The following is an 18410-nucleotide window of genomic DNA, read 5'->3' as shown; positions in this document are numbered from 1 at the left end:
ACAGCGACGGGCCTGTCGTCCGTCGCTGTGTTCTTACTGCAATAACCGAGCCGAAGCTACGTTTCGCCTACGCTGGCTCGCAGGTACGCCTGGATAAAGCGGTCCAGGTCCCCCTCCAGCACTCCGACGGCGTCGCCCGTCTCCTCGTCTGTACGGTGATCCTTGACCATCTGGTAGGGGTGCAGGACATACGACCGGATCTGGTTCCCCCAGCCCGCATCCACGTGCTCGCCCTTGAGCCGAGCCAGTTCCTCCTCCTGCTTACGCATCTCCATGTCGTAGAGGCGTGCTCGCAGTACCTTCATGGCCGTCTCCCGGTTCTGCGCCTGGCTGCGCTCGTTCTGGCAGGAGACCACCAGCCCGGTGGGAAGGTGGGTGATCCGGATGGCGGTGGCGTTCTTCTGCACGTTCTGGCCGCCGGCCCCGGCCGAGCGGAACACATCCACCCGCAGGTCATCCGGGTTGATCTGAACCTCGACCTCGCGCTCTATGTCAGGCATCACCTCCACCAGCGCGAAGGAGGTATGGCGCCGGTGAGCGGCATCGAACGGTGAGAGCCGCACCAGGCGGTGGACGCCCCGCTCAGCCTTCAGCAGGCCGTACGCGTTCCGCCCCGACACCTGGAAAGTGACGCTCTTCAGCCCCGCCTCTTCCCCCTCGGAGACGTCCAACATCTCGGTCTTGAAGCCGGCGTTCTCGGCCCAACGCAGGTACATCCGCAGCAGCATGGACACCCAATCCTGCGACTCGGTGCCCCCCGCTCCGGCGTGGATGGCCACAATAGCATCGGAGCGGTCATGCTGGCCCCCGAACATCAGGGCCAGCCGCATATCTTCGACCCGGGATTCTAGTCTATCCACCTCGCGAATCAGATCCTGCAGGATCTCCTCGTCGTCGGCCAGTGCCAGCAACTCCTCCAGGTCGGACGCCTGCCGGTCAAGGCTCTCCCACGGCTCCACCTCTTCCCTCAACTCGGACAGCTCCTGCATGACTGCCTGCGCCGCCGATGGGTCCTGCCAGAACTCGGGGTCTGACGATTGCTCCTCCAGTTCCGCTATGCGGGCACGCTTGCCAGCTACGTCAAAGACGCACCAGTAAGCTGTCTATCTCTGACCTCAGGTCTCTCACCCGGTCCTCAAGCTCCACTGCAGTCATTGCCATTCCTCCACTCTACTCTACTCGTTGCCGCCTTCGAACAGGCCGTTGACGAACGCCTCGGCATCGAAGACAGCCAGATCGTCTATGCTCTCACCGGTGCCCACGAACCGAACCGGCACTTGCAGGTCTTCGGCGATGGAGAACACCACTCCCCCCTTGGCGGTGCCATCCAACTTGGCCAGGACCACCCCGGTGAGTCCAGCCGCCTCCCGGAAGTGCCGGGCTTGCTGGATGGCATTCTGGCCCGTAGTCGCGTCTAGGACCAAGAACACCTCGTGTGGGGCCCGGTGCACGTTTCGGCGAGCCACGTCGGCGATCTTCTTGAGCTCGGCCATCAGGTTGTACTTGGTGTGCAATCGCCCAGCCGTGTCCACGATTAGCACGTCTGCCCCTCGGGCACGACAGGCCCGAATGGCGTCATACACCACTGCGCCCGGATCCGAATTGGGCTGGTGAGCGACGACCCCCACGCCGGCCCGCTCCGCCCAGATGCGCAACTGGTCAATGGCCGCCGCCCTGAAGGTGTCTCCGGCGGCCAGCATCACCTTGTGCCCCTTGCCGGTGTAGTAGCGGGCCAGCTTGGCCGCGGTCGTGGTCTTCCCGGATCCGTTGACGCCCACGATGAGAACCACGGTGAGCAGCCGGGGTTCCTCATCGGCGTGCTCGGCCTGCCGGCCCAGCACGGCCAGCATCTCCTGCTTGAGCAGCGCCTCCACCTCCGGCGCCGAAGAGGCCTCGCCGTCAGCGACGCGCTTGCGCACCCGCTTCACCAGCCCCACGGCTGCACCGGCGCCCACGTCGGCCTGGATCAAAGTCTCCTCCAGGTCTTCCCACATTTCCTCGGTAATGTCGCCGGCACCAAGGATGCCCTGGATGCGCCCTCGCAGCATCCGTCGCGTCTTGGCCAGGGCGTCGCCTATCGAGCTCTTCCGTCCAAACACCGCTTTCTCCGAACATGGTTGCGCCGCGGCGAGCCGCGGCGCTTTCCATTATAGCATAGGATGCCATCCGCACCTAACGCAGCCCCAGAACCTGCATGGCCTCCTGCAAGCTGCGCACCGGTACCAGCTCCGCCCTGCCCACCGGGCGGGGCTTGCGCCCGTACGAGCGGGGCACTAGACAGGTCTGGAACCCTAGACGCGACGCTTCCTGGATGCGACGCTCGATCTGCCCCACCGATCGAACCTCCCCCGACAGCCCCACCTCGCCCAGCAGGGCAACATCGGCCGAGATCGGCTTGTCCAGCGCCGCCGAGGCAATGGCCATGGACACGGCCAGGTCCGCCGCCGGCTCGTTCAGGCTGAGACCTCCCACCACGTTGACGAAGACGTCCTGCTGCCCCAGGGGCAACCCCACTCGTTTCGTCAACACGGCGGTGAGCAGAAGCAAACGGCGGAAGTCGAAGCCGTTGCCCGTGCGGCGCACCCTCTCGGGGCTCGACCGAGACGTCAACGCCTGGACTTCCACCAGCATGGGCCTGGTGCCCTCCATGGTGACTGCCACCGCCGAGCCCGAGGCTCCCAGCAGCCGCTCGGCCAAGAACACCTCCGACGGATCCACCACCTCCCGCAGTCCCTCGGAGGTCATTTCGAACACGCCCACCTCGTTGGTGCTGCCGAACCGGTTCTTCACGCTTCGCAGAATGCGGTGGGCGTGGTATCGGTCGCCCTCCATGTGGAGCACTGTGTCCACCATGTGCTCCAGCACCCTGGGCCCGGCGATCGCTCCCGACTTGGTCACGTGTCCGATGAGGATCAAGGGCGTGTCGGCCTCCTTGGCCGCCCGCGACAGCGCGGCGGCACTGTCCCGCACCTGGACTACGCTGCCGGCAGAACCCGCTTTCTCCTCCAGCCTGACGGCCTGGATCGAGTCCACTATTGCCAGGGTGTACCCTGCTCCCTCGATCTCCTCTACGATGGTCTCCACCGAAGGATCCGATAGCACCAGCAGGCCCTCTGAGGCCGTGCCCAGGCGCCGGGCCCGCAGCCCCACCTGCCGGACCGACTCCTCCCCCGAGGCGTACAACACTTGCCCCTCTCCCTGGGCCAGGAACATCGCCAGTTGCAGCACCAGCGTGGACTTCCCTATGCCCGGCTCTCCCGCCAGGAGCACCACCCCTCCGGGCACCAGTCCTCCGCCCAGCACCCGCTCCAGCTCCGCCATGGGCACCGGCAGCCGGTGCTCCTCCTCCGCCGAGACGGCATTCAGCGGCACTGCCCGCCCCCGCGCCCTGCGTGGCTGCTCGCCTCCAGTCTCCGCAGGAGCCGTCATCTGCTGCTCCAGACTGTTCCACTCGCCACATTGGGGACATCGGCCCAGCCACCCAGGAGCACGGGCGCCGCAATTGGTGCAGACGTACGAAACCCGAGCCTTCGTCACTTCTCTATTCGCTCCCCTCACACAGGAACCGCGGAGGGCACGTGCCCTCCGCGGTTTTGTCTCTCCCGGGCCGATGCGCCGGCCGGCTAGCTGAGAACCGCCGGCAGCTCTTTCTCTGCCTGGTCTCCGCCCTCGCCCTCCTCACGGATGGTGAACCGCATCTCGTCGTCGGCGTAGTCGAACTCCACCCAGTCGCCTTCCTGCACTTCCCCCTTGAGGAAGGCTTCCGACAGCTCATCCTCTATGGTCTGCTGTATCACCCGCCGCAGTGGCCGGGCGCCGAAGTTGCGGTCGTAGCCCTGCTCCGACAGATGGCGGCGAGCCGAGTCAGTAACCGTGACCCGGATGTGCTGCTGGTGCAGCCTCTCGCTCACCTTGGCCACCTCAAGCTCCACGATCCGCTCGATCTCCTCCTCACTCAGGGGCTTGAAGACGATGACGCTGTCTATGCGGTTGATGAACTCGGGCCGGAACGTGCGACGCAGCTCATTCAACAGCTTGTTGCGCATGTCCTTGTAGTCGCTGGCCTGTTGCTCCTCGCTGTGACTCCTCGCCAGACTGAACCCGATCTGCGCCTGCCGGCTGATGACGTCGGCCCCAATGTTCGAGGTCATGATGACAACGGTGTTCTGGAAGTTGACCTGGTGGCCCTTGGCGTCAGATAGGTGTCCGTCCTCCATGATCTGGAGGAGCATGTTCAGCGCTTCGGGATGGGCCTTCTCGATCTCGTCGAAGCACACCACGCTGTACGGCCGCCGCCGGATCGCCTCAGTGAGCTGGCCGGCGTCCTCGTAGCCCACGTACCCTGGAGGAGCGCCTACCAGCCGAGCCACCGAGTGGCGCTCGGTGAACTCAGACATGTCAAGCTGCAGCAGCGCATCCTCGCTCCCGAAAAGGAACTCCGCCAGCGTCTTGGCCAGTTCCGTCTTGCCGACGCCGGTGGGCCCCAGGAACAGGAAGGAGCCAATCGGGCGCTTGGGGTCCTTCAGCCCAGCCCGAGCCCGACGGACCGCTCTGGCCACCGCTGAGATGGCCTCCTCCTGTCCTACGATCCTCTTGTGCAGGGCGTCCTCCATCTTCAGGAGGCGTTCCCCTTCCTCGTCCGCGATCCGGGCTACAGGCACACCTGTCCACATGGCCACCACTTCGGCCACATCCTCCGGCGTTACTTCCAGCCCCTTCTCGTGCGTCGGCTCCACCATACGGAGCTCCTCAATCTCCTCACGGAGCTCCCGCTCCTGGGCCCGGAGCCGAGCCGCTTCCTCGAACCGCTGGGCGCTGAAGGCCTCTTCCTTCTCCTGCTGGAGCGCCTTTAGGTTCCGCATCGCGTCCTGGAGGGTGGTCTGCTGCTGGCCGCGATACATGCGCACTCGGGAGGCTGCCTCGTCTATGACGTCAATGGCTTTGTCGGGGAGGTACCGGTCGTGTATGTAACGAGCCGCCAGCCGAGCGGCGTGCTCCAGGCTTTCGTCTCTGATGCGCAGGCGGTGGTGCTCCTCGTAACGTTCCTTGATGCCGCGCAGTATCTCTATGGTTTCCTCGACAGTAGGTTCATCTACCATCACCGGCTGAAAGCGGCGCTCCAGGGCGGCGTCGCTCTCGATGTGCTTGCGATACTCGTTGAGGGTAGTGGCGCCGATGCACTGGACCTCGCCGCGGGCCAGAGCCGGCTTCAGGATGTTGGCCGCATCCACGCTGCTGTTGGCGGCACCCGCTCCCACCAGCATGTGCATCTCGTCAATGAACAGGATGGTCTGGGTCTTCTTGACCTCCTCGATGACTTTCTTGAGCCGCTCCTCGAACTGGCCTCGGTACATAGTGCCGGCTACCAGAGAGCCCACATCCAGCATCACCACCCGGCGGTTCAGCAGGTTATCTGGGATGTCGCCGCTCACCATGCGCTGGGCCAGCCCCTCCACGATGGCCGTCTTGCCCACTCCGGGCTCGCCGATGAGAGCAGGGTTGTTCTTGGTTCGACGAGAGAGTATTTGGATAACCCGCTCGATTTCCTTCTGCCGGCCCACGATGGGGTCTAGCGAGTTTGTGTCGGCCAGCGTAGTGAGATCCGTCCCCAACTGATCCATAACCGGTGTCTTCGTTTCCCGTCGCTGTCGCACTTCAGGTCTCTCCTCGGAAGCGCTGGTGCTCTCCGCCTGGAGGACGCGAGCGCGCACCCTCGACGGTGAAATCCCGAGTGACCGAAGGATATCGACAGCCACCCCTTGGCCCTCGCGCACCAGCCCCAGCAGTAGGTGCTCAGTGTCAACCTGCTTTCGGTTCATGCGCCGGGCTTCGTCTACGCCGAGCTCCAACACTCGCTTGCTGCGCGGCGTCAGTGTCAGGGGTGTGGTCGGCCGGCTCTCGCCTCTGCCGACCAGGCGCTCTACTGCCTCACGTACTCTCTCCGGCCGGGCACCAAGGTCAACTAGGACCTGGTGCGCCACGCCTTCGCGCTCTCTGACCAGCCCCACCAGCAGATGCTCGGTCCCGATGTAACTGTGATTGAGCCGCTCCGCTTCTTCCTGGGCCAGCATCAGTACGCGGCGCGCTAATCTGGTGAAGAAACGTTCAGCGTTGTCAGCCATAGTCTTCTACCCTCTGAGGTTGGCGAATCGTCAACGGCCGTCCTCCGGTCTTGATCTCAGTTGAGTCTAGCGCGCGGGGCCAGATGGCTAGCCGCCTCTGGCCCCGCGTTCCTTGCGCTCCTATTGAAGAAGTGACGTGCGCCCTTGCCCGCGGCAGAGGTCCAGCAACAGGCTCTCCCTTGCTTGCCAGCGCTGCTCCCGCTGCTATATGGCGGCGCTCAGGCTACCGAATGTAGTGGCACTCCCTGACTCAGCTATCTCCGTCCAGATCTACGTCCCAGTCCTCGAGTTCCTCGGCGAACTGCCAGTCCATACCCAGGTAGTCGGGATCCGTGACCCGCTTCAAGCTGAGTCCTATGCGCCGCCGTTCTGGCTCTACTCTGATGATCCTGAGTGTGACTTTGTCACCCTCCTGAACCACCTCGTTCGGATGGCTCACCCGACGGTCAGACAACTCCGATACGTGTATGAGACCCTCGATGCCATCCTCCAACTGGGCGAAGGCTCCAAAGTCGGTCAGCTTGGTAACGGTGCCCTCCACCAGCTGCCCGGTACTGTAACGATCGCCCACCGTCTCCCAGGGCTCGGGCTGAAGCCTCTTGATGCTCAGCCCGATGCGGCTCCTCTCCTTGTCTACACTGAGGACCTGCACCTTCACCTGCTGCCCGACCTGCAGCACTTCACTGGGGTGCTTCACGTGCTGCCAGGCGAGCTCGGAGAGGTGAACCAGCCCATCGGCGCCACCCAAGTCTACGAACGCACCGAAAGAGCAGAGTGTACTGACCCGGCCTTCCACCACCTGACCCGGCCGCAGTTCCTCTATGAGCTCCTCCTTCCGCTGCCGGCGCCACTCTCGGCCTGCTGCCCTTTCGGAGAGGATCAGCCGGTTGCGCCGGCGGTCCACCTCGACCACCTTGAGCAGGAGCTTCTCGCCAATCAGGTACGACCAGCGGTCCTCACCGTCAGCCTCTTCCCCTTCTTCGCTTCGAGCCGGCGCCATGGCGCGGTGCTCACGGCTCAGCTGTGAAGCGGGTACGAAGCCACGCACTCGCCCCAGACGGACGATCACACCACCCTTGTTGCTGCCCGATACTGTCCGCTCGATGGGCTCTCCCGCCTGGTGGAGCTGCTCCACCTTGCGCCAATCCTTCTCGAGCTGGGCCCTGGTGAGGGAGAGAAGCACCCTTCCCTCGCGGTCGGCCGGGCGAAGCACACAGGCCAGCACCTCATCGCCCTCTTTGAGGGCGTCCACTGCCGCCTGCCCCATCCGCTCCAGCTCGCGCCCGGCTACCACACCTTCCGACTTGGCCCCAATATCGATCAGGATCTCGTCCGGCCCCTTGCTGATGATGGTGCCTCGCACGAAGTCTCCTCTTCGGAAACGAGGCAGTTCATCGAGAGCTTCCTCCATGAGCTCGGCCATGGTAGCGGGCTCGGCTTTCTCCTCGGCCTTAGCTTCAGCCTCTTGCTCGCCCTTGCCGTCTTCGTCTTCACCGACAGGAAGCTCGAAATCCTCTTGCTGCAGAGCCTCAGGGGCCACTGCGGTCTTCTCAACCGCTTGCCCCTCTCCGCCGTCCTCCCTGACGACAGGTTCGAAGTCCGGCTGCGGCGCTGTCCTAGGGGGGGCCTCAGCTTCCTGCTCTCCGGCAATCACCGAAGGCCCGACGGTCTCTGAACCCTCTGCCTCCAGCTGAGGCGCAGGCTCGGGTGGCTCTTCGCTCCCATTCGCCTTTTCAGCGACGCGCGGCGTGAGTTCCTCCTCGGCTGCACTGTGCTCGATCGTCGTCTCAGAAGGCTCACGACCGGCCATCTCTTCCTGCTGCATAGACCACTGCCCCTTGCGCTCACGGACTTCTAGCTGCATTATAGCCTATCCGCCGCAGGATGGCAATGACTATCGGGAGCTTTCTGGTCTCTCCAGAACCGGGAGACTGATCCCTGGCGACCGGCAGCTCACCTTCTCTCAGCCTCAAGCAGCCTGCCCGCTCAGCCTCTGGGGCACTGCCCGCCCGATGGCCCGCAGCACCCGGTGCCATGCCGCCCGCATGGCCACCGCGTCCTCCGGCGATGCTATCCGCCTCGACCCGTAACGCGAGACGCAGAATCCCCTCACGATCTGGTCCACCTCCGGACTCACGTCAGGGATTCGGCGCGAGACCCTCTCAGCATACTCCAGGGGAGTCTCGTACGCCCGCGGGCGCACCCCCAGAAGCCGCGCCGCCGTTACCAGGTCGCTGTAAACCCGCTCGGCCGCACTCATGTTCCGACGAGGCCAGTACCAGAACACCAAGACCGATCCAGCCACCAGCAGCAGCGCCATTCCCGTGGCCAGAGGCCAGCGCGGGGTATCCTGGGGCGGAACGTAGTTCAGTGCTCCCCCGCCACCGAGCATCTCCAGGTCCTCCGGGGGATACTGATCCAATCCTCCCGGCTCTACCGTGGGCCGTGGTCGCTCGGTCTCCTCTTCTGGAAGCACGGGCTCCGGCCGGGCGACCAGCGCCTGCGAAGGGGTGGGCTCGAAATCCACCCAGCCATAGCGGGGGAAGTAGAGCTGAGGCCAGGCATGAGCGCCTGACGCGCTCAGGACGTACAAGTCTCGCTCCGCATCGTAGGCGCCGGGGGCATAGCCTGCCGCCACGCGGGCCGGTATGCCAACGCTGCGGGCCATCACCGCCATGGCCGAGGAGAAGTAGTTGCAGTAGCCCTCACGTGAGTCAAACAGGAAGTAGTCCACCGCGTCCCGACCGGGTGGCGGCGCCGCGACCTCCGTGTTGTAGTCTAGCTGGCGCAAGTAGGCCTCGATCGCCTCGGCCTTGTCGTAGGGGTTAGACGCCTCCGCGGTGATCTCTGCGGCCAGGTCGCGCACCCGCTGCGGAAGCGAAGCGGGCAGGTTCAGGTAGGCGTCAGGAAGCCAGCTGGGGTAGTAGCTCCCTGCCCGGCGTAGTTCCTCCTTGGTGGCTACGCTCACAGCCGACATAGCCCGATACATCTCACCCGCTGCCAACACCCGCCGTGAAGTGGCGGCATAGATGTCCAGTTCATTCACGCCGGGCTGCGAAGCGAAGGAGACGTGCTCGCTCTTCACCGGAAGATCGAACCACTTGGGCGCAGGCGCCGCGAGGAGGGCCCGGGTGTCACGCAGCACTCGGATGGCCTGGTCCACGAACACCCGGCCCAGGAACGCCTCTGAGGCGGGGAAGTCACCCGGCTCCAGCAGCCCTATGGACGACGCTGTGGACCACCACTGCCGCCCATCGTAGAGATCGTAGATCATACCCTGCATGCGGCTGGGCGGGCCTCCCGAGACCTCGTACAGCTCCTCCGGGCCCAGCCGCACCGGCCCGCCCATCACCAGCGAGTCGCCGTACAGGCCCGTCTGGGCCGAAGAGGCGGTGCCGCCCTGGGTGGGAAAGAGCTCCGTCCACCGCTGCTGCACCTGCCGCCAGGGACGCTCGAATCGGACCCACAGGTTGGCCGCTCTCTGCTCGAGGGCCGCTGGGGGCAGGAGCCAGGCAATAATGAGCACAGCCGCCACGATGTAGGCAGCATCCACGATGAAGTCCTCGCCCACGGTCCGGTCGTGGGGAATCCGCGCCCTGCGCCAGTCGTCCGTCAGGCCCTGAACCGACACGCGTACAATCAGTAGCAGGGCGCAGAAGGCATAGATCACCACGTATCCATGGCCGGTGTCCGGCGAATAGTACGTAGTGAGCATCAGCGCGATGGCCGGCGCCACTACCGCCCACCAAACCCTGCCGGCGCGATAGATGAGCCAGGTGCTGAAGTGGAACGCCATCCAGAGCGAGAGAGCCAGTATGAACGTGAAGGGCAAAGAGTCCTGAGAGGGAAGGCCCAGACGCACCGTCTCTGCCCAGGCTCCCAGCCGGTACATCGTCAGCTGAACGGCATCGCCAAGCCTCAGCTGGGGAAAGACGAAGTGTGCCGTCCCAACAACAGTGGCCAGGAAACCCACCGCTCCAGAGGCCACGTGAAGCGCCCAGTGCGCCAGCGCCGAGCGAACCAGGAATACGCTGAACAGCACCGACCCCATGAGCAGCCAAGGCAGCATGGACAGGCCGGGCCCCCAGCCAGCTTCGTACAGAGCCAGTGCTACGTCCAGGGCCGCAAGCACCAGCAGTATCGGCACTGCCACCCCAGACGCGCTCAGACGGTCTCGATCCACTGCCTAACTCCACCTCGCCGATCTGGCCAGTTGCCAACTACAACTCACTGTATTGCACGCACGCGATCACTAGCAAGATACATGGGCGCTGCTGCTGTAGCCCATCCCTTCCCGCAGCCCCACCGGGTCAACCCTACCAACGAATACTACCAAACGTGTCAAGTTTCGGGCCTTTCCCGGTGCGTCTCAGCACCGGGCAAGTGTGGGACCTGTGCAGGCTGCAGAAGCGGTGCGCGGAACTAGCCCTCGGCGTCCAGATGAGCCGCACCCCGCGTCTGGCGACGCGGACTCCTCCAGTGAGGACCGGGCGCCATGGCGTGGTCCCACAGCGCTCGGCCTGCAGAAGAGGCGCACTCCGCGTCCGGGGACGCGGACTCCTCGAGTCAGGAGCGGACGCTCAGGCCGACGCCCTCGCGTCCGCTTGTACCTTGCCCCGGGCTGAGGCGCACCTGCCTCCGCCGTGGTGCCGGGCACAGAACGATGGCGTACTACAGTGTCCCAGCCACAAGCGCTTGAGGAGTCCGCGCGCCCACGCGCGGGAGATCACCGGCGGCCGATGCAAGGTCCAGCGCTCGGTGTGTCTGCAGAGCCGGACTACTTGGCGTATCCAGAGCTGCCCCGCGGTAAGCGCTTCAGACCCGGAGAAGAGCGGATCGCCGAGGCGGGCTCACATTCGGGATGGTCTGTCGCGACACTGGCGGTGGGGTACTGCGGGTGCCGCCTCCGTGGGAGGCGGCACCTTGAGCTCGCGTCCGCGCGCCAGAGAGCGGCCGGAACGACTAAGGGTAGATGCCGCGGATCAGAGTGGCGTCGTGCACTCGCTGCACCGCCAGCATGAGGGCCGATAGCCGGAGCGAGACCTCCTTCTCCTTAGCCATCCGCCACACCTCCGAGAAGGATCGGCCCATGATCCTCTCCAGGCGAGCGTTGATCTCGTCTTCTTCCCAGAACAGGAACTGCAGACCCTGGACCCACTCGAAGTAGGACACCGTCACTCCGCCAGCGTTGGCCAGGATGTCAGGGACCACCACCACACCCTTCTCGGCTAAGATGCGGTCCGCGTCGGGAGTGGTCGGCCCATTGGCACCCTCGACGATCACCCGGGCTCGCACGGCATCGGCGTTGCGGGCAGTAATCTGTCCTTCCAGTGCTGCGGGAACCAGGACGTCGCAATCCAGGGACAGCAACTCGGCATTGGTGATGGGCTGGCACCCCGGAAAGTCCTTGACGGTTCCCGTCTCTCGAGCGTAAGCATATAGCGCCGGGATGTCTATGCCATCTCCATCAAACACGCCCCCGTAGACATCGCTCACCGCACGGATCTTGCAGCCAAGCTGGTGCAGGTGTAGGGCGGTGGAGCTGCCCACGTTGCCGAAGCCCTGCAGGGCCACAGTCGCCCCCTCCCTGCGCATGCCCAGTCGCTCCAGGACCTGGGCCGCACAGAAGGCCACCCCTCGTCCAGTGGCCATGAGCCGACCCTGTGACCCGCCCACCTCCACTGGCTTCCCTGTCACCACCGCCGGCGTGGTGTAGCCCCGATGCATGGAGTAGGTGTCCATGATCCAGGCCATCACCTTGGGGTTAGTGTTCACGTCCGGCGCCGGGATGTCGCCATCGGGGCTCATGAGGATGCTAATCTCGGTGGCGTAGCGCCGAGTGAGTCGCTCCAGTTCCCGCTCGGACAATTCCCGCGGGTCCACGACTACCCCACCCTTGGCCCCACCGTAGGGGATGTTGACCACGGCGCACTTCCACGTCATCCACATGGCCATGGCCCGGATCTCATCCAGGTCCACTTTGGGGTGGTACCTCAGCCCGCCCTTAGAGGGCCCCGGCACGGTGGAGTGATGCACCCGATACCCGGTGAAGACGCGCACTTCGCCATCGTCCATCAGGACGGGGAAGTTGACCGTCAGCTCCCGCTTCGGACGTCGCAGTACCTCCACAATGCCCTTCTTGAGATCGAGGTGAGCCACTGCTTCGTCGAGTTGCTCCAGCGCCATCTGGTAAGCGTTCAGATTCGCCTCGCCATTGCCTTCCATCTCAGCTACACCCTCCAAGGTGTCTGATCTACCGCCAGGACTCCCAACCGAGCCAGGCGCACCAAGCCGGCAGGTGGCCTGCCTGCCGGCTGAGCCCTCTCCCCAAGGGGTCCTTTGGTTACTGCTCTAGGATCCGCCTGAGTATCTCTTCCACCGCTTGCGGGCTTGCCTGACCGCCAGTAGCTCGCATGACCTGGCCCAACAGGAACTTCACCGCTTGCGTCTTGCCGGCGCGGTAGTCCTCCACCGCTCTCGGGTTGCTCGCCACCGCCTCCCGCGCCAGTTCCTCCAGCCGACTCTCGTCGGTGATCTGGGCCAGCCCCTTCTCTCGAATGATGGCCGAGGCCGGCACCCCCCTCTCGAACATGTCCTGCAGCACCTGGCGGCCGGTGGTGAGGTTCACCACCCCCCGCTCCACCAGGTCGGCCAGTTCGGCCAGTTGCCCCGGACGCACCTTCACCTCTCCGATGGACACACTGGCCAGGTTCATCAGCCGGAACAACGGCCCCGTGATCCAGTTGGCCAGGGCCTTGGCCCGCCCCGCATCGCCCGCCGTCGCCACGGCGTCCTCGTAGTAATCCGCCAGTTCCCGCTCCTCCGTGAGCACGGCAGCGTCGTAGGCGGACAGGCCGTACTGGCGGGACAGCCGCTCCGCTCGAGCGTCGGGGAGCTCGGGGAGCCGCTCACGCAGCTCCTCCACCCAATCTCTTCCCACCTCCAGGGCAGGGAGGTCCGGCTCGGGGAAGTAGCGGTAGTCGTGCGCTTCCTCCTTGGTGCGCTGGACCACGGTCACCCCGCGGGCCTCGTCCCAGCCTACGGTGACCCGCTCCACCTGCCCTCCGCTGTCGAGCACCCGGGCCTGGCGCTCGATCTCGTACTCCAAGGCCGCCTTCACCGCCCGGAAGCTGTTCAGGTTCTTGACCTCGACGTAGGTAGCGGGAAGGCCAGTGGTTCCCACGGGCCGCAGGGAGATGTTGGCCTCGCACCGCATGGCCCCCTCTTCCATGTTGCCCGTGCTCACCCCCAAGTACCGCAGAATGGTACGCAGTTGTACCAAGTACTGGCGCGCCTCCTCCGCCGAGCGCAGGTCCGGCTCGCTCACGATCTCCAAGAGCGGCACGCCAGAACGGTTGAAGTCCACGTAGCTTCGGCCCCCAGCGTGTACCAACTTGCCGGTGTCTTCCTCTAGATGTGCCCTCCGGATGCCAACGCGTCGCTCGATGCCCTCCGAGCGCACCAGCAACCAGCCGCCACGGGTCACCGGCATGTCGTATTGAGAGATCTGGTATCCCTTGGGAAGATCAGGATAGGGGTAGTTCTTCCGATCCCACTTGGTGAGGTGAGGCACCCGGCAGTTCAGCGCCAGCCCGGTCATGATGGCGAACTCCACCGCCCTGCGGTTGATCACGGGAAGGGCTCCCGGGAGGCCCAGACACACCGGGCACGTGAGCGTGTTGGGCGGGGCGGAGGCATAGTCAGCGCTACACCCGCAGAACATCTTGGAGGCAGTCGTGAGCTGGACGTGCACCTCCATCCCGATGACTGGCTCGTACACCTGGCTTCCCCCGGACAAAGCTGGGGCCGAGACAGCGGTCCACCCGGCCCCTACGGCGAGGCTCAGTATATCATGCCGGCCCCATGGCAGCCATTAGGTAGCCGGCGTTTCTCCCTGGCCACTGGCCGAGGCCCGTCGAGCGGCTCGACCTCGCACCACTGCCTTGATGCCCACGATCAGGAGGACAAGCGGGATGAGCATGACTGCCAGCACGGGAACTAGGTAGAAGACGATCCAGATCAGTGCGTCCAGCAGGAACTGCCCCGTGTCAGTGAGGGCACGCAGAGCAGAGCGCAAGGTAGACATGGGGTTCCAGGTGCCGGATATGACCGGAGCTTCGGCCTCCACGGCCAGCAGGGTGAGGTTGATGGTGGACATGGCAACCATCCGCTCCAGGAACTGGCGCCTGCCTTCATGTTGCTCAATCTGCGACTGGATGTTCTGCAGCTCTCGGTACACCGCCAGGATGTCCTCGGCCGTCTCCATGCGCTCGCGCACGTCCTCGAGAAGCAGCAGCAACTGCTCCTCGGTCGCCCGCAAGGCCCTGAGCCGGGCCTCCAAGTCGTAGTACTCTTCGGTCACGTCGTCACCACTGGTGCTAGTGCGCTCCACCTTGGCTGCCAGCCCCGCTAGTGACTCCATCATGTCGTCGAACCGTTCGGCCGGCACTCTGACGCTCATGTTGGCGTTCAGGTCGTCGCCGCTGGCCCACACGTTGGAGGTGACAACGTACCCCCCAGCCCCCTGCACCAGGGACTGAGCCTCCTCGACCGCCTCCCGGACGTCCTGGAAGCGGCCCACTATCTCCCCGGTACGGATGATCATGCGGTCTTCCGCCGCCGGGATGAAAGCCTCACCCATGGCGGGTTGCCGGGGCATCTCGACTGGCGCCGGCACCTGAGTCGGGAGCGCAGGAGCCACCTCCCTAGCCACCCCGAACGACGAGTCCGCCTGCTCGACCGGCTTCTGAGCGGGGGCCGACGCCGACCCGCACGAGATGAGCACGCTTGCGGCCAGTGCCAGCAGTATCACAAGAAACAGCAAGTTGCCTCGTTTCATGGGACAAGCCTCCGATGGGGATTCCGGCCCCCACTGATGTACAGACGGACCCAGCGCCATCGGGGTTCCGTCCCCGGTTTGCCTGCCGCCCTTCCCCCTCCTAGAATCACACCGCTTCGCCTCCTGGAAGGTGCTCATGCCCGTAGCCGTGGTGATTCCCACCTACAACGAGCGCGAGAACATCGTCCCTCTCATTGAGGGCATCCTGGCCTTGCCCTTGCCCTCTCAGGTCATTGTGGTGGACGACAACTCGCCGGACGGCACCGGAGAGCTGGTGGACTCCGTATCGGCCAGAGCCCCCGGGGTGGAAGCCATCCACCGACCCGCCAAGCTGGGCTTGGGCACGGCTCACATCGCCGGCATCCGCAGAGCCCTGCAGCGGGATTGCGACCCCATCATCACCATGGACGCGGACTTCTCCCACCACCCCCGCTACATACCCGATCTGGTGGCGGCCATGGATGAGTGCGACCTCTGCATCGGCTCCCGGTACGTCAGCGGAGGCAGTACCCTGCACTGCACCCTTCCCCGCCGGTTCCTCAGCCGGGGCGCCAATGCCTTCGCCCGGGTGATGCTGGGCCTACATGCCCACGACTGCACCGCTGGATTCCGCTGCTATCGCGGCGAGGCGCTCCGACGGGTGCCTCTGGACGCCATATTCTCCGACGGCTACTCGTTTCTCATAGAGATGCTGTACCTGTGCCAACGCAACGGGGCCAGGGTGGGGGAAGTGCCCATCGTGTTCGAGAACCGGCGCCGAGGCAGGTCGAAGATCTCCCGGCGGGAAATCGCCGCCGCCATGTACACCGTCGTCCGCCTAGCCGCCAGGAGAATGGAAGCCGGATGGCGCTAATACGGCGCTGATCGGAGGGGGAACAGCGAAGGAAGGATCGGCGAGAATGAACCTAGTATCAGCGCCATCGGAGTTCTGTCAGACCCGAACTCGCTTGCGGTCGGCCTCTAGAACCATCTCCTGGAAATCGGTCAGGGGCATCGCCCCCAGGTCCTCGCCGCTCCGCAGCCGCACCGCCACCGCCCCGGCCTCGGCCTCCCGATCTCCCACCACCAGCATGTAGGGCACCCGCTCGAGCTGGGCCCTTCGGATCTTGGCGTTCATCCGCTCGGGCGAGTCGTCCAGCCGCGCCCTCAGCCCCGCGGCCCGCAAGCTCTGAGTCACGTCGCCGGCGTAGTCCACATGCCGGTCGGCGATGGGTATCACCACCACCTGGGTGGGAGCCAGCCACACCGGAAACGCCCCCGCGTAGTGCTCGATGAGCCCGCCCACGAACCGCTCCATCGAGCCTAAGACAGTACGGTGCACCATCACCACCCGGTGCTCGCGGCCGTCGTCGCCGACGTAGGTTATGTCGAACCGCTCCGGCTCATTCAGATCTACCTGGCAAGTGGGCCCTTGCCACTCCCGCCCCACCGCGTCCCAGAGCTTGATGTCTATCTTGGGGGCATAGAACACGCCGCCACCCTCATCCACCTCATAGTCCATGCCCCGGTCCTCCAGCACCTGGCGGAGGGCCTGAGTGGCGAATTCCCACTGCTCGTCGCTCCCTATGGACTTCTCCGGGCGAGTGGCGAGATAGGCCTTGTACGTGTAGCCGAAGGTGTCCATCATGTAGAAAGTGAGGTCGAGCACACCGTGTACCTCGGCCTCCAGTTGGTCGGGTCGGCAGAAGATGTGAGAGTCATCCTGGGTGAACCCGCGCACCCTGAGCATTCCGTGCAGCGTACCGCTGCGCTCGAATCGGTACACCGTGCCCAGTTCGGCATACCGGATGGGCAGGTCCCGGTAGGAGCGAGTGCGCGACTGGAAGATGCGGACGTGGGCCGGGCAGTTCATCGGCTTCACCCGATAGGGCTGCCCTTCTATCTCCATCGGGGCGTACATGCTATCGGCGTAGGTCTCCAGGTGGCCCGAGATCTGGTAGATGCGCTCGCTGGCGATGTGCGGGGTGTAGACCAGTTGATATCCCCGCTTCAGGTGCTCGTCCACCCAGAAGCGCTCGATCTGGTGCCTGATGATGGCCCCGTTGGGGTGCCAGAGCACCAACCCTGCGCCGATGTCGGGGTCTATGGAGAAGATGTCCAGCTCGCGCCCCAGCCGCCGGTGATCGCGGCGCTCGATCTCCTCCAGGCGCTTGAGGTAGGCCTCCAGCTCCTCTTCCGTCTCCCAGGCGGTACCGTAGATGCGCTGCAGCATGGGCCGCCGTTCGTCCCCGTGCCAGTAGGCACCAGCGATGGATAGCAGCTTGAAGGCCCGAGGGTCTATGTCGCTAGTGGACTCCACGTGCGGCCCGCGGCACAAGTCCACGAAACCGCCCTGGGTGTACGTGGAGATAGGCTCATCCTCGGGGAGATCGGCGATCAACTCCAGTTTGTAGGGCTGATCGGCGAATAGCTGCTCGGCTTCAGCCCGCGACAACTCGCGGCGCTGGAAGCGGCGCCCCTCCTCCAGAATGCGACGCATTCGCCGCTCCACCTCCTGCAGGTCTTCTGGGGTCAGCGGCCGGGGCAGGTCGAAGTCGTAGTAGAAGCCGGTGTCAATGGCCGGCCCGATGCCCAGCTTCGCCTCAGGGAAGAGGCTGAGTACCGCCTCTGCCATCACGTGCGCCAGCGAGTGTCGCACCCTCTCCTGTCTGCCGTTCTCCATCCCATCTGCCTCCCTACGCCTACACGCCAAAACTCCCGTCCCCTTGGGACGGGAGTCAAAGCTCGCGCGGTTCCACCCAACTTCTGGTATCCCAGCACTCTGGCTCCGATAACGGGGAGTCCGTGATCCCATACTGGGCGTTGCCGTTCCGAGATCCACTCACGGGTGGTGTTCGCCGGTTACGCTCGGGACGGGCTTTCAGTCGGTGACCCCTCCTCCCTGGCGAGCCTTAGCCGGGTACTCGTCCCGCTCCGCGCTTTGCGCTATTCCACTAGTGGTGGGCGGTATAGGGCTCGAACCTACGACCTCCACGATGTCAACGTGGCGCTCTAGCCAGCTGAGCTAACCGCCCTCAGTGAGGTTCATTATAGGCGCCGCCCGGCGCAGGGTCAAGTCGAACGCAGGCGCTCAGGATCGGGGCGACGAGCGTGCTCAGATGGCATCGGAAAGGTGGACCCGCGTGGGCGGGCGCATCCCTCGATGGAAGGTGCACCAGGCTCGGTGGGTAGGTGGAGGCGGGGCGCGCTTGGGCGCGCGCACTCCCCCAAGCAAGCTGTAGCCGTGGTGCAGTCGGGGCCTGCTCCCATAGTCTGAGCGGAGCCAAGGGCCTGAGCCGGGATGGTCGTCTCAGGGCTCGTCCCGCCGACCCTGAGGTGTTACTCCAACAGAGGCATGGGCTCGGGCTCAGGCAGACGGGTTCCTACCAGCCCCAGCTCTACCGCCGACTCGTGTACGACTACCTTACAGGCTCTGACCGGAAGCGCGAACGACGGCGGCCAGACGTGCC

General features: G+C 64.9%; 11 protein-coding genes and 1 tRNA gene. 1 reads left to right on the top strand and 11 read right to left on the bottom strand.

Features of this window, described 5'->3' with window-relative positions; all coding sequences use genetic code 11:
• Window positions 1–56 precede the first annotated feature (56 nt).
• The 9 genes from HPY83_14845 to HPY83_14805 all read right to left on the bottom strand — a co-directional run bounded on the left by HPY83_14845 (window position 57) and on the right by HPY83_14805 (window position 14961).
• A protein-coding gene (locus HPY83_14845; protein NPV09221.1) for a peptide chain release factor 2 occupies window positions 57–1155 on the bottom strand; the annotation gives its coding sequence in 2 pieces (ribosomal slippage) (window positions 57–1082 and window positions 1084–1155; 1098 coding nt in all).
• 20 nt (window positions 1156–1175) lie between these two features.
• Entirely contained in the window at window positions 1176–2048 is an 873-nt protein-coding gene (gene ftsY, locus HPY83_14840; GenBank protein NPV09220.1) for a signal recognition particle-docking protein FtsY, read from the bottom strand.
• A gap of 124 nt (window positions 2049–2172) precedes the next feature.
• Window positions 2173–3537: a DNA repair protein RadA gene (gene radA, locus HPY83_14835; protein NPV09219.1), complete on the bottom strand. Its 1365-nt coding sequence runs from the start codon at window positions 3535–3537 to the stop codon at window positions 2173–2175.
• A gap of 86 nt (window positions 3538–3623) precedes the next feature.
• Window positions 3624–6122 (bottom strand): ATP-dependent Clp protease ATP-binding subunit, encoded by a 2499-nt coding sequence (locus HPY83_14830; GenBank protein ID NPV09218.1) that lies wholly within the window; start codon window positions 6120–6122, stop codon window positions 3624–3626.
• 250 nt (window positions 6123–6372) lie between these two features.
• Window positions 6373–7986, bottom strand: coding sequence for a S1 RNA-binding domain-containing protein (locus tag HPY83_14825; GenBank protein NPV09217.1), 1614 nt, complete (start codon window positions 7984–7986; stop codon window positions 6373–6375).
• 105 nt (window positions 7987–8091) lie between these two features.
• Window positions 8092–10305, bottom strand: coding sequence for a DUF4129 domain-containing protein (locus HPY83_14820; GenBank protein NPV09216.1), 2214 nt, complete (start codon window positions 10303–10305; stop codon window positions 8092–8094).
• A gap of 779 nt (window positions 10306–11084) precedes the next feature.
• A complete protein-coding gene (locus HPY83_14815) occupies window positions 11085–12347 on the bottom strand; it encodes a Glu/Leu/Phe/Val dehydrogenase (GenBank protein NPV09215.1) in 1263 nt (420 codons plus the stop codon).
• A 118-nt stretch (window positions 12348–12465) separates the two neighbouring features.
• Window positions 12466–13881 (bottom strand): Asp-tRNA(Asn)/Glu-tRNA(Gln) amidotransferase subunit GatB, encoded by a 1416-nt coding sequence (gene gatB, locus HPY83_14810; GenBank protein ID NPV09214.1) that lies wholly within the window; start codon window positions 13879–13881, stop codon window positions 12466–12468.
• A 114-nt stretch (window positions 13882–13995) separates the two neighbouring features.
• The gene (locus HPY83_14805; GenBank protein ID NPV09213.1) at window positions 13996–14961 is read right to left on the bottom strand and encodes a DUF4349 domain-containing protein; all 966 of its coding nucleotides are present in this window, start codon (window positions 14959–14961) and stop codon (window positions 13996–13998) included.
• Window positions 14962–15097: 136 nt separating this feature from the next.
• Here HPY83_14805 and HPY83_14800 point away from each other — a divergent pair, with 136 nt between their 5' ends.
• The gene (locus HPY83_14800; GenBank protein ID NPV09212.1) at window positions 15098–15814 is read left to right on the top strand and encodes a polyprenol monophosphomannose synthase; all 717 of its coding nucleotides are present in this window, start codon (window positions 15098–15100) and stop codon (window positions 15812–15814) included.
• 78 nt (window positions 15815–15892) lie between these two features.
• Here HPY83_14800 and HPY83_14795 read toward each other — a convergent pair whose 3' ends face one another.
• A complete protein-coding gene (locus tag HPY83_14795) occupies window positions 15893–17623 on the bottom strand; it encodes a threonine--tRNA ligase (GenBank protein NPV09211.1) in 1731 nt (576 codons plus the stop codon).
• Window positions 17624–17898: 275 nt separating this feature from the next.
• Window positions 17899–17975, bottom strand: a tRNA-Val gene (locus HPY83_14790).
• Between the last annotated feature and the right edge of the window lie 435 nt (window positions 17976–18410).

This window comes from Anaerolineae bacterium (genome assembly GCA_013178015.1).
Classification (GTDB): Bacteria; Chloroflexota; Anaerolineae; order DRVO01; family DRVO01; genus Ch71.
Note: the sequence above shows the minus strand (reverse complement) of the source record. Positions and strands in the feature narration are given on the sequence as shown.